12 protein-coding genes and 1 pseudogene are annotated in these 14,776 nt (G+C 70.6%); 6 read left to right on the top strand and 7 right to left on the bottom strand.

Translation table 11 applies throughout. The features are described 5' to 3' along the window. Positions 1 to 11: 11 nt before the first annotated feature. The 7 genes from VGD70_RS33665 to VGD70_RS33635 form a co-directional block, all read right to left on the bottom strand. Positions 12 to 998, bottom strand: a complete 987-nt coding sequence (locus VGD70_RS33665) for a nitric oxide synthase oxygenase (RefSeq protein WP_331088620.1) — start codon at positions 996 to 998, stop codon at positions 12 to 14. Between the two features lie 209 nt (positions 999 to 1,207). Further along, positions 1,208 to 1,852, bottom strand: a complete 645-nt coding sequence (gene trmB, locus VGD70_RS33660) for a tRNA (guanosine(46)-N7)-methyltransferase TrmB (protein ID WP_331088655.1) — start codon at positions 1,850 to 1,852, stop codon at positions 1,208 to 1,210. A gap of 85 nt (positions 1,853 to 1,937) precedes the next feature. After that, positions 1,938 to 2,444, bottom strand: a complete 507-nt coding sequence (locus VGD70_RS33655) for a hypothetical protein (RefSeq protein ID WP_331088618.1) — start codon at positions 2,442 to 2,444, stop codon at positions 1,938 to 1,940. Positions 2,445 to 2,959: 515 nt separating this feature from the next. Next, complete coding sequence (locus VGD70_RS33650; RefSeq protein ID WP_331088616.1) at positions 2,960 to 3,721, bottom strand: ABC transporter permease; 762 nt, start codon at positions 3,719 to 3,721, stop codon at positions 2,960 to 2,962. Between the two features lie 4 nt (positions 3,722 to 3,725). Next, positions 3,726 to 4,682 (bottom strand): ABC transporter ATP-binding protein, encoded by a 957-nt coding sequence (locus VGD70_RS33645; RefSeq protein WP_331088614.1) that lies wholly within the window; start codon positions 4,680 to 4,682, stop codon positions 3,726 to 3,728. A gap of 206 nt (positions 4,683 to 4,888) precedes the next feature. Further along, a complete protein-coding gene (locus VGD70_RS33640) occupies positions 4,889 to 5,545 on the bottom strand; it encodes a response regulator transcription factor (protein WP_331088612.1) in 657 nt (218 codons plus the stop codon). Positions 5,546 to 5,563: 18 nt separating this feature from the next. After that, positions 5,564 to 6,727: a sensor histidine kinase gene (locus tag VGD70_RS33635; RefSeq protein ID WP_422653102.1), complete on the bottom strand. Its 1,164-nt coding sequence runs from the start codon at positions 6,725 to 6,727 to the stop codon at positions 5,564 to 5,566. Between the two features lie 136 nt (positions 6,728 to 6,863). On the opposite strand from VGD70_RS33635, the pseudogene VGD70_RS33630 reads away from it, so the two are divergent. The 6 genes and pseudogenes from VGD70_RS33630 to VGD70_RS33605 all read left to right on the top strand — a co-directional run. Beyond that, positions 6,864 to 7,094 (top strand): annotated as a pseudogene (locus VGD70_RS33630) (GntR family transcriptional regulator); the annotation flags it as partial. A gap of 289 nt (positions 7,095 to 7,383) precedes the next feature. Next, positions 7,384 to 8,982 carry a dynamin family protein gene (locus VGD70_RS33625; RefSeq protein WP_331088610.1) on the top strand — a complete coding sequence of 533 codons (1,599 nt, stop codon included), beginning with the start codon at positions 7,384 to 7,386 and terminating at the stop codon, positions 8,980 to 8,982. 8 nt (positions 8,983 to 8,990) lie between these two features. Beyond that, positions 8,991 to 9,554 (top strand): nucleotide exchange factor GrpE, encoded by a 564-nt coding sequence (gene grpE, locus VGD70_RS33620; protein ID WP_331088608.1) that lies wholly within the window; start codon positions 8,991 to 8,993, stop codon positions 9,552 to 9,554. Continuing rightward, positions 9,551 to 11,416, top strand: coding sequence for a dynamin family protein (locus VGD70_RS33615; protein WP_331088605.1), 1,866 nt, complete (start codon positions 9,551 to 9,553; stop codon positions 11,414 to 11,416). Before grpE ends, VGD70_RS33615 begins: the two co-directional genes overlap by 4 nt. A gap of 110 nt (positions 11,417 to 11,526) precedes the next feature. Continuing rightward, a complete protein-coding gene (locus tag VGD70_RS33610) occupies positions 11,527 to 12,345 on the top strand; it encodes a hypothetical protein (protein ID WP_331088603.1) in 819 nt (272 codons plus the stop codon). A 331-nt stretch (positions 12,346 to 12,676) separates the two neighbouring features. After that, a complete protein-coding gene (locus VGD70_RS33605; RefSeq protein WP_331088601.1) occupies positions 12,677 to 14,500 on the top strand; it encodes a phosphoenolpyruvate carboxykinase (GTP) in 1,824 nt (607 codons plus the stop codon). Positions 14,501 to 14,776 lie beyond the last annotated feature (276 nt).

The raw sequence follows: 14,776 nt of genomic DNA, 5'->3' as shown, positions 1-14,776 counted from the left end.
TGCCAGGCGACTCAGCGCAACGGTTCGTCGTCCCAGGGCAGGAACGCGGGCCGGTTCGGCGCGCCGTTGGCGGGCAGGAAACCGTCGACCGCGTGCTCGATGGTGACCCCGGCCGCGTCGAACGAGTGCACCACCGCGCGGTTGAGCTCGACCACGGCCCGGTCGCGCCACAGCGTCCGCTCCGACGACACGTCGAGCCCCAGCCGCTCGGCGATGTGCCGGACGAGGCCGTACGCGCCGTCATCCGCCAGCACGTCCTCGCCGATGGCCTGGCAGATGTACACCCCGTTGTACGGCGCGGCCGGGTAGGTGATGCCGCCGATGACCAGCCGCAGGTTGCTGATGACCGGCACCGCGTGCCAGCGCAACCCCAGCCCGACGAACCACGGCAGCTCCGGGTGCTCGAGCGGCACCTCGCGGACCACGTCCCGCGGCAGCGGGTGCAGCGAGACGCCCTCGTGCGCGGTCTGCACCACCAGCGGCAGCTTGTCGAACGCGCTGCGCCCGGTGGGTGGCCGCCAGCCCAGCCGGCACACCGCGGTGGTGAAGTCGACGTAGCGCCGGTCACCCAGCGTGCGGCCCGGCTCGACGTAGCCCGCGTAGCGGACCAGCTGGTCGTTGCGGATCCGTGGGCCCGGCCGCCACGGCGTGTCCGGCGCGAACACGCTGACCATGGGCCGGACCCGGCCGCCGTTGGTGGCCGCGCGCAGGTGTTGCACGCACTGCGCGGCGACTTCGGCACTGTCCCGGATCTCCCGCAGGTCGCGCACGAGCAGGCCGCGCCACGGCACGCCGGCTGGGCACCAGCCGCTGTCCCGCAAGGCGATCCGGGCGCCGAAGGCCAGCTCGGCGGGCTTGTGCCGGTAGGTGCCGGTGGCGGCGATCTCCGCGCGCACCTTGGCCAGCCGCGCCTCCAGGTGGCCGGCCTTGGGGCGGGCCCGGTGGAACGCGCGCAGGAACTCCTCGGCGTCGGTGTAGGCGGACCGCTTGCGGGGCACGACGGGTCGCGGGTCGTCCCCGACGCGCGGCGCCGGTCGCCCGGCGCTGGCGAGAGGTGCGGAGGACGGAATGGCCTCATCGCGCAGTGCGGTCACACCTGTGGGTATCGGCCCCGCTTGAGGCGGCCTCAATTACCTGGTCGTGTGGCGTGTTGTGGCGAGGCACTACAGACGGTTGAACTAGTTTCGGGCATTTCGCCCAATGTCGGTCAGTGTCGCTCGAAGATGAGGTCGCGGCTGACCCGTCCGGCCTCTTCGGCCCGGCTCTCGAACTTGGTCAGCGGCCGCCACGCCGGCCGCGGCGCCCAGCCGCCCGGCTCGTCGGCGTACACGTTGCGCAACAGCGGCTCCGCCGAGAGCACCTCCAGCATCTGCTCGGCGTAGTGCTCCCAGTCCGTCGCGAGGTGGACCCGCCCGCCGGGCTCGAGCCGCGACGCGACCAGCGCCATGAACTCCGGCTGCACCAGCCGGCGCTTGTGGTGCTTCTTCTTCGGCCACGGGTCCGGGTAGAAGATCCGCACGCCGTGCAGCGAGCCGGCCGGGACGTGCCGCTCGAGCAGCACGACCGCGTCGCCGCGCAGCAGCCGCACGTTGTCGATGCCCGTCGACTCCGCACGCATCATCAGCTGCGCGAGGCCCGGCTGGTACACCTCGACGGCGAGGTAGTTCAGCTCCGGCGCGGCCTGCGCCAGCGACGCCGTGGTCTCGCCCATCCCCGGGCCGATCTCCAGCAGCACCGGCGCCGGCCGGCCGAACCAGCCGTCGAGGTCCAGCGGCCCGCCCGGCAGCGACGCGACGTCGCGGCCGAGTGCGGGCCAGCACCGGTCCCAGGCCCGGGTCTGGCCGACCGTCATCCGGCCGCCGCGGTTGACGAAGCTGACCACGGTGCGGCGGCCGGTGCGGTCGGTCTGATCGGCGGGCGTCTCCACCCGCCCGAGCCTAGGCGGGCGCCAGCGACTCCAGGCGGGCGAGGTTGGCGCGCAGGTCGGCGAGCCCCTTCACGGCCACCGGGTCCGGGGTCGGGCCGGCGTGCACGCGGTACACGTCGATCCAGCCGGGGTGGCGGTCGGTGAGCATGAGCGTGGTGGGCACGCCCGGCTCGGTGAGCTTGCGTTCCGAGGGCACGTACTCCCAGAACCCGGAGTCGCCGTCGAGCGACCACGGCACGAAGACCCAGCCGGGCCGCGCGGAGAGCAGCTTGGCGATCCGGTCCTCGACCGCGAAGCCCTCGGCGCGGGTCTCGAGGTTGCCCGCGGCGAGCGCGCGCAGCCACCAGGGCGCGGGCGCGTCCGGGTCGGTGCGGCGGATGGTCTGGTACAGCGCCATGACCTGCACCTCGGGTGCGCGGTGCAGCCAGGAGCGACGGGTTCCGGCAGGCGTGGTGGCTTCCTCGCCGCCCCACTGCTCGATGGCCTGGGACCACTCGAGACCGATCAGCGGCTCCACGCGAAGCGCGCCGGCGCGCCTGGGCGACGGTTCGGGCGCGGGCTGTTTGGACGAGGGGTCCGGGATCGGCTGGGACCTCGACGATGGGTTGGACGAGCGTCGTTGCTCAACCGCTGAAGCGGCTTCGGGAAACGGGCCGGTGTCAACCACCGTCACAAGTCAACCTCCAAGAACGCCCACGTTATGTAGTTAGGCGCGAGTCGGGAGTGTTCACCTCGATATGACCCCGTGAACAGCCACTCTGTCCGCTTGCTGTGGCTGAGGTCACATTGACTTAACGTGGTCTTTACCGCGCCGTCTGGTGTACAACACGTGGCCCCGGCCCACTTCGCTCATCGGACGCGGGTGTCCAGTCGTTACCGCTTCGCGACTTTTGGAATCCTTCAAGAGAGCGGTCTCACATCAGCACAGAGCCCGGGCCACCCCCCGAAAGGTGACCCGGGCTCTTCCCCCTGGCTACCGCGGACCGCTCGGTCGCTTCCCCGTTGCGCGACGGCGGCGGTCCACGGCGCTGGCTATGCGTCCCTCTTGTTGGCCGCGAACAGCGCGATGACGAGCATCACCACGGCGAAGCCGACGAAGTAGGCGGCCGCCCACCACGGGCTGAGCGTCGCCGAGGATGCGGGCGGCCCTTCGCTGGCCAGCCGGCCGGTCGCGTCCGGGTCGCCGGTCAGGAACTTGTTGGCCACGTAGAACGGCATCCACTTCTGGATGTCGTCGCCGACCGACGGGATCAGCGCGACCAGGCTCTCGACCAGCTGCGAGTAGATCAGGATCAGCGACACCGCGCCGGCGGAGTGCCGGACCAGCGTGCCGACCGCCACCGCGATCACCGCGGCCGCCGCGTAGACCAGGCCGATGCCGGCGGTGGCCCGCCACTCGAAGGCGGTGTTGATGCTCAGGTCGGCGCCGGACTTGATCAGCTTGGAGATGCCGACCGAGCCGAACGCGGCGATCTCGCCGATCAGGCCGGCGAACAGCGCCACGACCGTGGTCTTGGCGAGCAGCGTGGCGGTCCGGTTCGGGATCGCCTGGAAGGTGGCCCGGATCGTGCCGAAGCGGTACTCGGTCGTGATGGCCAGCGTGGCCATCACCATGATCACGACGAGGCCGAAGCTGTAGCCGAACTGGCTCGAGGCGATCGTCGGCAGGTTGGTGGAGTCGACGCCGGCGATGAGCGCGGCGAACCCGACGGTGACCGCGAGGGCCACCAGCGTGCACCACATCGGCGAGCGGGTGGTGAACAGCTTGATTCGTTCAACGGCGAGCAGAGTCATCTCTTCACTTCCCAGCGGGCATGAGGTCGGCGGGGGGCACGGTGGCGGCAGCCTCGTTCCCCACGGCGGCGTGGTACTCGACGGAGTCGCCGGTGAGCTGGATGAACGCCTCCTCGAGCGAGCCACGCTGCGGGCTCAGCTCGTGCAGGACGACACCCTTGGCGGCAGCGAGCTCACCGACGCCCGCACTGTCCATTCCGGACACGATGAGCCTCTCGCCCTCGTCCCGGACGGTGATGCCCTCCTGGCCCAGCGCCGAGCGCATCAGCGCCAGCTGCGGGCTGCGCACGAGAACGGTGTTCTCGGTGGCCTGCGAGACGAACTCCTCGGTGCTGCACTGCGAGATGAGCCGGCCGCGGCCGATGACCACGAGCTCCTGAGCGGTGAGCGCCATCTCCGAGAGCAGGTGGCTGGACACGAACACGGTGCGGCCCTCGTCGGCCAGCCGGTGCATGAACCGGCGGATCCAGAGGATGCCCTCCGGGTCCAGCCCGTTGACCGGCTCGTCGAACAGGAGTACCTGCGGGTCCCCGAGCAGCGCGGCGGCGATGCCGAGACGCTGGGACATGCCGAGAGAGAACCCGCCGGCCCGGCGGTTGGCGACCCCGGTGAGGCCGACGACGTCGAGGACCTCGTCGACGCGCTGGACCGAAAGCTTGTTGGACTTGGCCAGCCAGCGCAGGTGCGCGCGGGCCGAGCGGTTCGGGTGGACCCACTTGGCGTCGAGCAGCGCGCCGACGGTGCGCAGCGGGTGGTGCAGCTCCCGGTACCGCTTGCCGTCGATGCGCACGCTGCCGGCGGACGGCGCGTCCAGCCCGAGGATCATCCGCATGGTGGTGGACTTGCCGGCGCCGTTGGGGCCGAGGAATCCGGTGACCGTTCCAGACTGGACGGTGAACGACAGGTCGTCGACCGCGACCGTCTTCCCGTACCGCTTGCTGAGGCCGACTGCCTCAATCATGGTCTCTCCCTGTTGTCTGTGTTCCCCATCGACGGAAATAGTGGCGGTACGGCGGGGCTGCGCACGTCCACCTGTGGTCGCCAGTTCAGGTCAACTTCTGGGAGTAGCGTCCATCAACCAAAAGGGTGGCGGGATCCGTAACCACCCTGAGCCGACCCTGATTCGCACTCACTCTCAGGTAGGGGTTCGACCCCCGGGGCACCGGCTCAGTGTTCGCCGGGACGCACCAGGCCCGTCTCGTATGCAAGTACAACCGCTTGCACCCGATCCCGCAGGTCCAATTTGGACAAAACGCGTCCCACGTGCGTTTTCACCGTCGCCTCGGACAGAAAGAGCCGGCGCGCGATCTCGGTGTTGGACAACCCCTGGGCCATGAGCAGGAGCACCTCGCGCTCCCGCTCGGTGAGCACGTCGAGCATCGAGGCGTCCCGCAGCTCGCCGCCCGCGGCGCCGAGGAAGCGGTCGAGCAGCCGGCGGGTGACGCTCGGCGAGACGACCGCATCGCCGCTGGCCACCGAGCGCAGCGCCGACACCAGCTGCACCGACGGCGTGTCCTTGAGCAGGAACCCGCTCGCCCCGTTGCGCAGCGCCGAGAGCGCGTACTCGTCGAGGTCGAAGGTGGTCATCACGAGGACCTTGGCGAAGCCCTGCTCGGTGATCAGCTTGGTGGCCTCGACCCCGTCGAGCACCGGCATCCGCACGTCCATCAGCACGACGTCGGGGCGCAGCGCGCCGGCGAGCTCGACGGCCTCCTTGCCGTTGCCGGCCTCGCCGACGATCTCCATGTCCTCCTGCGCGCCGAGCACCATGCGGAAGCCGACCCGCATCAGCTCCTGGTCGTCGACGAGCACCACCCTGATCACGTAGGTCAACGTAGTGCCTTACTCCGTCGCCAGGGGCAGCCTCGCGCGAACCCGCCAGCCGCCACCCGGCCGCGGGCCCGCGTCGAGCGAGCCGCCGAACACCAGCGCGCGTTCCCGCATGCCGATCAGCCCGTTGCCGCCGGAGACCCCGACGAGCGAGTGCGCGGTCTGCCGGCCGTCGTCGGTGATGTCGAGGTCCACCCGGTCACCGGTGCGTTCCACCCGGACCACCGCCTTCGTCCCTTGGCCGGCGTGCTTGAGCGAGTTGGTCAGCGCCTCCTGCACGATCCGGTAGATCCCGAGGCCCACGCCGGCGGGCAGGTCGTCGACGTTGCCCACGATCTCCAGCCGCACCGGCAGCCCGACCGCACGCACCCGCTCGGCGAGCTCGGACAGCGACTGGGTGCCCGGCTGCGGGGTCAGCTCGCCACCGGCCTCCTCGCTGCGCAGCACGCCCAGCAGCCGGCGCAGCTCGGTCAGCGCCTCGCGGCCGATCGAGGAGATCGTCTTCACCGCGCGCTCGGCCAGCTCCGGCTGGGTGTGCACGGCGTAGGCGGCGCCGTCGGCCTGCACGACGATCACGCTCACCGCGTGCGCCACGACGTCGTGCAGCTCGCGGGCGATCCGCGCGCGCTCGGCCGCGACGGCCATCCGCGCCTGGTGGTCGCGCTCGACCTCCAGCAGCGCGAGCCGCTGCTCCACCTCCGCCTGGTAGGCCCGGCGGGCGCCGACGAACTCGCCGAGCGCCCAGCACAGCCCGAGGAGCAGCGCCACCACGATGAGCGGCACCACCCGCGCCTCGGTCGAGTCGTACTGCAGCGGAATCTGGATGCCGCTGATCACCGCGTTGGCCAGCGCGTAGAGCAGCGCGGGCTTGCGGCCCACGTACGCGACCAGCGTGTACAGCATGATGCAGGAGGCGAACAGGCTCGAGAGGCCGAGCTCGAGCGCCGAGTGCGGGATGCCGACGAACAGCGTGGTGTACGCGGCCAGCACCGGGTACTTGCGCCGGAACACCAGCGGCACGACCACGCCGAGGATGATCGGCACCGTCACGAACCAGGGCTGCGGCGGCGGCGCCGCATTGTTCTCCGCCTGAACCCGGGTCACGAAGATCAGCAGGTCGAAGACCGCGAGCAGGCCGGCGAGCAGGCTGTCACCCACCATCGGGTGTGCCTTCATCCACAGGCTGAACCGGCGCACAAGCAAAGCGTAAGCAGCGACGGCATGGCTCGGCGTCAGGCGCAGGTCGCACGGCCGGTACGCCGCAGGGTTGACGGCCGGGTCTGTTTGTATCAAAGACTCGATACAGACAGAGGTGCTCGTGGACTCGCGGTGGCTGGAGAACACGGTGGTGCCGACGGCCATCACGGTCGCCGCGCCGAGGATCGTCGTCGACCCGGACAACGGGATCGCGCCGTGGCGCCAGGTCCGCGACCAGCTGCTGCACCTCGTGCGGACGGGCGCGCTGCCGGTGGGCAGCCGGCTGCCGGCCATCCGCCAGCTGGCCGGCGACCTCGGGCTCGCCGCCGGCACGGTCGCCCGGGTCTACCGCCAGCTCGAGACCACGGGCGTGCTGCACACAGCGCGCCGGGCGGGCACGGTGGTCGCCGCCGCCCCTGCCGACCCGCTCCCCGCCGGGGACCCGCTCGCCGTGCTCGCCGCCGGCTACGCCGCCCGGGCGGCCGAGCTCGGCGCCGATCCCGGCGCCGCCGCCGAGGCCGTGCTCGCCGCGTGGCCGCGACAACCCCACCTGTTCGGTAGGACCGGCCCCCGGGTGTCGGCCCGTCATGGCACGATCAGTCGTGCATCGCCGTGCCGTTCGAGGGGAGTGACGCGTGACGACGGCTACCGAGCAGCAGCATCTCGCCGGTCCGTTGTCGGCCGCGGTTGCCAACCTGTGCACCCGGCTGCAGCCGCAGGTGTCCGCGCGCACCGCCGCCGGGTTCCGCGAGGTCCTGCGCCGGCTGTCCGCGCCGCTGCAGGTCGCGGTCGCCGGCCGGATCAAGTCCGGCAAGTCCACGCTGGTCAACGCGTTGATCGGACGCCGGGTCGCGCCCACCGACGTCGGCGAGTGCACGCGGCTGGTCACCCGCTTCCAGTACGGCACCGTCGACCGCGTCGAGCTGATCTTCCTCGACGGCAAGAAGCAGGTGCTGCCGTTCGACGCGGGCGGCATGATCCCCAACGACCTCGAGGTCGACTTCGACAAGGTGTCGCACCTGGAGGCCTACCTCACCAACGCCGTCCTGCGTGATCTCACGGTCATCGACACCCCGGGCCTCGGCTCGCTCGACGACGCTTCGGTCAAGCGCACCGAGCAGCTCCTCGGCGCCGCCAAGCACCGCAAGCCCGACGCGGCGGCCGGCAGCGGCAGCGACAACGGCGGCGACGACGATGATGACGACGAGCTCGACGACACCTCGCGCAACGCCGTCGCGGGCGCGGAGGCCGTGCTCTACGTCGTCACCCAGGGCGTGCGCGCCGACGACCAGCAGGCGCTCGCCGCGTTCACCGCCGCCACCGCCAGCCGCGAGGCCGGCCCGGTCAACGCCATCGCCGTGCTCAACAAGGCCGACACCATCACGCCCGAGTCCGTCACCGGCTCCGACGGCGACGTGTGGAAGGCCGCCAGCCTGCTCGCCGAGAAGCAGGCGCAGACCCTCAAGCCGCGGGTGGCCGACGTCATCCCGGTCATCGGCCTGCTGGCCGAGTCCGCCGAGTCCGGCGGGTTCACCTCCGCCGACGCCGACGCGCTCCGCTCGCTGTCCAAACTGGACGACGCGACGTGGGAGACCATGCTGATGTCCGCGGACATCTTCGCCACCTGGGACTGCGAGGTCCCGGCCGGCACCAGGACCCGGCTGCTCGAGAAGCTCGACCTCTACGGCGTCCGCGTCGCCGTCGACGCGCTGCGGGCCGACCCCGAGCTCACCGCCGGCTCGCTGCGCCGCACGCTGCTCAACGCCTCCGGCCTCGCCGGCGTGCGCGGCCGGCTCGACGCGGTGTTCCGGGCCAGAGCCGACGGCATCAAGGCGGCCGCCGCGCTCGCGTCGGTCACCGCGCTGGCGCACGCCTCCGGCGACCCGGGCGAGCGGCAGCGCGTGCACGACGCCATCGAGGTGCTGCTGGCCAAGCCCGAGGCACACCAGCTGCGGCTGCTCGAGGCGCTCACCCTGGTCACCTCCGGCGCGGTGGCGATGCCGGAGGACCTGGCCGAGGAGGTGCTGCGGGTGGGCAGCACCGCCGACATCGGCGAGCAGCTGGGCCTGAAGGGCCGCCCGCACAAGGAGCTGTCCGCCTACGCCCTCGAGCGGGCCGGCTGGTGGCGCTCGTTCGCGTCGTTCGGCGCCACACCCGCGCAAAGCCGGGTCGCGCACGTCGTGCACCGCGCATACTTCCTTATCTGGCAACAACTTCGCGAACAGGCGGGGTGAGTGTGGACATGGCTTCCTGGTTCAAGCGCGGTAAGGACGACGAGGACATGGTGGACGAGACCGACTCGGCGGAGTCCACCATCGAGGTCAAGGCGCAGGTGATCGCCGACGCGGCCCGGGCGGCCGGCCAGCCGCCGCAACAGCACCACGCCCCGCCGCAGCCGCAGCAACACCTGACCCAGGCCGGCATCGGCGCGGACGGCCTGCTCTCCGGCGGCGACTTCACCGACGCCGAGTCCACGGCCGACCCGGTACCCGGCGCAGGCCTGCTCGACCAGGCCCTCGCCGAGCGCCGGTCGCTCGTGCAGCTGTGCCTCTACGCGCTCGACAGGGCACGCAGCGCGGGGGTGGCCGAGCGGATCGAGGAGGGGCTGGCCAGCATCGGTGTCTCCGCGGTCCGCCCGGACGGCAACCGGTTCGACCCCGCCTTCCACGAGGCCGGCGGCACGGTCGCCACCACCGACGAGACGCTCGACGGGCTCGTCGCCGAGACGGAGGTGGTCGGCTTCTCCGACCGCGGCGAGGTGCTGCGCGCGCCCATCGTCACCGTCTACAGCAAGGCGGCCCAATGACCGCACCGGCCCAGCAGCAGCTCTCGCTGCCCAAGCAGGTCGCCCAGGCGCGGGAGAAGCTCCTCGCCCTGGTGCGCGAGGCCGACGAGGACGCGGCCAAGTGGGTCGAGGAGATCCGCGCCAAGCGCAAGGGCAAGCCCTCGGCGGTCGTTCTCGGCGAGACCAACCGCGGCAAGAGTTCGCTGGTCAACGCGCTGCTGGGGCAACCCGGACTGTCCCCTGTGGACGCCGACGTGGCCACCGCCACCTACCTGGTGTTCGGCCACGCGGAGAGCTGGGAGGCGCGCGCCTGCTATCCCGGCCAGCTCGCGCCGGTGCCGGTCGACCTCGGGGAGCTCGTCAACTGGGTGTCGGCGGCGCACCAGCTGCCGCCCGGTGAGCTGCCGCCGCGCTACGTCGAGGTCGACGGCCCGGTCGAGATGCTCGCCAAACTGTCCATCGTGGACACTCCCGGCGTCGGCGGGCTCGACTCCGTGCACGGCGATCTGGCCGCCGAGGCCGCCGCGTCGGCCACGGCGTTGCTGTTCGTCGTCGACGCCTCGGCGCCGTTCACCCTGGGCGAGCTCAACTTCCTGGCCAACGTCGGCGAGCGGGTCGAGACCGTCGTGTTCGCGTTGTCCAAAGTGGATCAGTTCCGCGGCTGGCGGCAGGTCCTCGAGGCCGACCAGGCGCTGCTCGCCGAGCACGCGCCGCGCTTCGCCGGTGCCGCGTTCCACCCGGTGTCCGCCCGGATGTACGACATGGCCGGCAAGGCACCCAACGCCGAGGCCGCCGCCATGCTGCGCGAGCGCTCCGGCGTCGAGGCGTTGCGCACCTCGCTCGCCGACCTGCTGGTCGGCCGGTCGGTGATGCTGTCCGAGGCCAACACGATGCGCGCGCTGTCCACCGCGCTCACCGAGCTCAACATCAAGCTCGAGGCCGAGCGCCGCGCGCTGTCCACCGGCGAGGAGGAAGCCGAGTCGCTGCGGGCCCGCAAGGACGAGCTCACCGGCGAGCGGCGCTCGTCCACCAAGGGCTGGCAGGTCCGGATGCGCAGCGAGATCCAGCGCGCCCGCCTGGAGAACACCCACGAGGTGGCCCGCCAGATGCGCGACATGCAGTCGTGGTTCCGGCAGGCCATCGACGCCGCCGACCGCGACACGCTGCCCACCCTGCCGGGCCAGGTCGACGCCGCCATGCAGATGGTGTCCGGCCGGATCGGCGTCTCCGTCGGCGCGCGGCTCAACCGGGTCACCGAGACCGTGCTCGCCGACCTGTTCTCCGCCGAGGAGCTGGAGCTGATCCGCGCGCAGTTCGCCCGCGCCGGCCAGCCGCCGGTCGTGCTGCGCCCGCCGGAGAAGCGCCAGCCGACCACGGAGGACAAGCTGCTGGTGTTCACCGGCGCCACCGGTGGCCTGGGGGCCGGCTCGATGGTCGCGCGGTTCCTGCCCGGTCTCGGCGCGGTCGGCGCGGGCGCGGGGGTCGGGGCCAGCCTGCTCGCGCTGGCGCCCGTCGCGGTCATCGGTCTCGGCGCCGGCTGGTGGTTGCAGCGCACCCGTAAGCACACCGCGGACAAGCAGCACATGAAGCAGTGGCTCTCCGAGTCGATCACCGACGCCCGGTCCACTTTGGATCAGCTGGTGTCCGAGCAGCTGATCGAGGCGGAGTCCCAGCTGGCGCTCGCGCTCGACGAGGCGCTGGGCAAGCGCATCGCGGGCATCGAGGAAGAGCTCCGTGAGGTCGACAAGGCGTTGCGACTCGACGCCTCCGAGCGCTCGAAGCGGCTGGGCGTGGTAAACAAGCGCCTGGCCGAGGTCACCGCCGGGCGGGAACGCGCGGAGAAGCTCCTCGCCAGCATCCGGTCGGTCCGCGACCGCGCCTGACCCGGTCGGGTGCCGTTGACGGACCGTCGTTGGCCCGGGAACCAACCGGGCCTACGGTTAGTCATAGTGGCGCGACAACACATAGGACTTTCGAATAAGGGGGCACACCCGTGTACGTGGACGACACCTCGACCGACGACACCACCGACACCACCGACACGGCTGGTCAGGACGAGCTCGCCGTCGAGGTCGACGGCGAGGAGTACCAGGTCGAAGAGAACTACGACATGGACGGTGACGGCCACAACGACACCGCCGTCGTCCAGACCGACGGCGGTTACATGGCGTACGCGGACACCGACGGTGACGGCACCGCCGATGTCGCCGTGCAGTACGACGACTCGGGCAACATCGTGACCGGCGGCGAGTACGACGAGACCACCGGCGAGTGGCACGAGGGCAACGTCGACACGCTGCCCACGCCCACGGGCGACGGCGCGGACGACGCCACCGGCACGGGCTCCGGCGACACGAGCTCCACGGACACCACGGGCTCGACGGACACCACGGGCTCGACCGACACCACGGGCTCGACCGACTCGTCCTCGGGCGGCGAGAACATCTCCGTCGACATGCCGGGTCAGGACGTCGACGCGGGGCCGGCCACCTACGACACCGACGGTGACGGCCAGAACGACACCGCCGTCGTCACCGACACCGACGGCACCACCTACGCGTTCACCGACTCCGACGGCGACGGCCAGGCCGACCAGGCCGTCGTCATCCAGTCCGACGGCGACGTCACCGTGGCCGAGCACACCGGCACCGACGAGTGGACCGTGGCCGAGGAGGGTCACATCAACGCCGACGGCAGCTACGAGTCGAACACCTCCACCGGCGGCTCGTCGTCCGGCGGCTCCTCCTCCGGCGGCTCCTCCTCCAGCAGCTCCGACACCAGCGGCTCCGACTCCGTGTGGGCCGAGCGCTGACGCGTCCCTGACCAGCGCGTCACAACTGAACAACGATCGATCCCGGCGGGTTTGGGCCCGCCGGGATCGCTTGTTTTCCGCCGCGTGTGTGGGAGCCCACTCGTACAAATGTGTGCTGAATCGATTCCAGAATCGGTCTTGTGAGGGAGCCGACACGTCAGGGCTCGGTTAGCTGCCGTTCATCTGGTTAACCTCTTTATATCCCAACGCGGCACACCCGTCCGGCTCCCCGGGCGGGAGCTTTGCCGTTCATACAGGACGCCGGTGTCCGCTCGACAGGACAGCGGGGTCCTGGGTGGCATTTCGGCGTTCAGTCAGGAGACGAAGCGAGATGACGGCAGTGGCAATTCCAGGTGTGGACAGCGCACCGACGACGCACAAGCAGCTCCTGTCATGGGTTCGTGAGGTCGCTGAGCTGACGATGCCTGACGAGGTGGTCTGGGTCGACGGCTCCGACGAGGAGTGGACGCGGCTGACCGGCAAGCTGGTCGAGACCGGCACCCTCACCCGCCTCACGAAGAAGCCGAACTCGTTCTGGGCCGCCTCCGATCCCGACGACGTCGCCCGGGTGGAGGAGCAGACGTTCATCTGTTCCGTCGATCCCGCCGACGCCGGTCCGACCAACAACTGGATGGACCCGGCGGAGATGAAGACGATCATGACCGAGCTCTACCGGGGCTCGATGCGTGGTCGGACGATGTACGTGATCCCGTTCTGCATGGGCCCGCTGTCGGCCGAGCAGCCGATGCTCGGGGTGGAGATCACCGACTCGGCCTACGTCGTGACCTCGATGAAGATCATGACGAGGATGGGCACCGACGCGCTGGCGAAGTTCGTCGACGACGACGGCAACGAGCGCGGCTTCGTGCCGGCGCTGCACTCGGTCGGCGCCCCGCTGGAGGCCGGCGAGCAGGACGTGCCGTGGCCGTGCAACGAGACGAAGTACATCACCCACTTCCCTGAGGAGCGGGTCATCTGGAGCTACGGCTCCGGCTACGGCGGCAACGCGCTGCTCGGCAAGAAGTGCTACTCGCTGCGGATCGCGTCGACGATCGGCCGGGACGAGGGCTGGCTCGCCGAGCACATGCTGATCCTGAAGCTGATCTCGCCGGAGGAGAAGGTCTACTACGTCGCGGCGGCGTTCCCCAGCGCGTGCGGCAAGACCAACCTCGCGATGCTCGAGCCCACCATCCCGGGCTGGAAGGTCGAGACCCTCGGCGACGACATCGCGTGGATGCGGTTCGGCGACGACGGCCGGCTGTACGCGGTGAACCCGGAGGCCGGCTTCTTCGGCGTGGCACCGGGCACCGACTACCACACCAACCCGAACGCGATGCGCACCATCGAGCGCGGGAACTCGCTGTTCACCAACGTGGCCCTCACCGACGACGGCGACATCTGGTGGGAGGGCATGGGCGAGCCGCCGGCGCACCTGACGTCCTGGAAGAAGCGGGACTGGACGCCGGATGCCGACGAGCCCTCGTCGCACCCGAACTCGCGGTACTGCACGCCGATGTCGCAGTGCCCGATCCTCGCCCCGGAGTGGGACGACCCGAAGGGCGTGCCGATCTCGGCGATCTTCTTCGGTGGCCGGCGGGCCACCACGGTGCCGCTGGTCGCCGAGTCCCGGGACTGGCAGCACGGCACGTTCATGGGTGCCACGCTGTCCTCGGAGACCACGGCCGCGGCCAAGGGCAAGGTCGGCGTCGTGCGCCGGGACCCGATGGCCATGCTGCCGTTCATCGGCTACCACGCCGCTGACTACTTCCAGCACTGGATCGAGACCGGCAAGCGGGCCGACGCGACCAAGTTGCCGAAGATCTTCTACGTGAACTGGTTCCGCCGCGGCGAGGACAAGCGCTTCCTGTGGCCGGGCTTCGGGGAGAACTCTCGGGTGCTCAAGTGGGCCATCGAGCGGATCGAGGGCAAGGCCGCCGCAACCGAGACGCCGATTGGTTGGGTACCGACGATCGACGACCTCGATGTGTCCGGATTGGACACTCCGCGGGCGGACATCGAGGCGGCGCTGAAGGTTGACGCCGACGAGTGGCGCGACGAGCTGCCGTTGATCGAGGCGTGGTTCGACAAGATCGGTGACAAGCTGCCGACCACCCTGCGCGACGAGCTGGCGGCGCTCCGGCAGCGCCTCGGCTGACGCTTCATCCACAACGTGGACCACTCGGGACGCCCGAGTGGTCCACGTGTGTTTTGGCGATCACTGGGTAATCCACAACCTGTGGATGGATCTGTGCACAGCCTGTTGAGCGCTCGAGACCCGCTCGAGATCGAGTTGAAATTCGGTTGTCCCCAGGCCGGCGCAACGTTCACGCTGGGTCATACGTCCAGGTAGTGACATGGATCGCGCAGTGCGAAGGAGGTGTGCCATGGTCGCAGGCTTGGCGATGCTCGTCCTCGGTCTGGGTGGGCTGCT

Origin of the sequence: Actinophytocola sp., from assembly GCF_036402745.1 — a bacterium.
In the GTDB taxonomy this organism is placed as follows: domain Bacteria; phylum Actinomycetota; class Actinomycetes; order Mycobacteriales; family Pseudonocardiaceae; genus Actinophytocola.
Note: the sequence above shows the minus strand (reverse complement) of the source record. Positions and strands in the feature narration are given on the sequence as shown.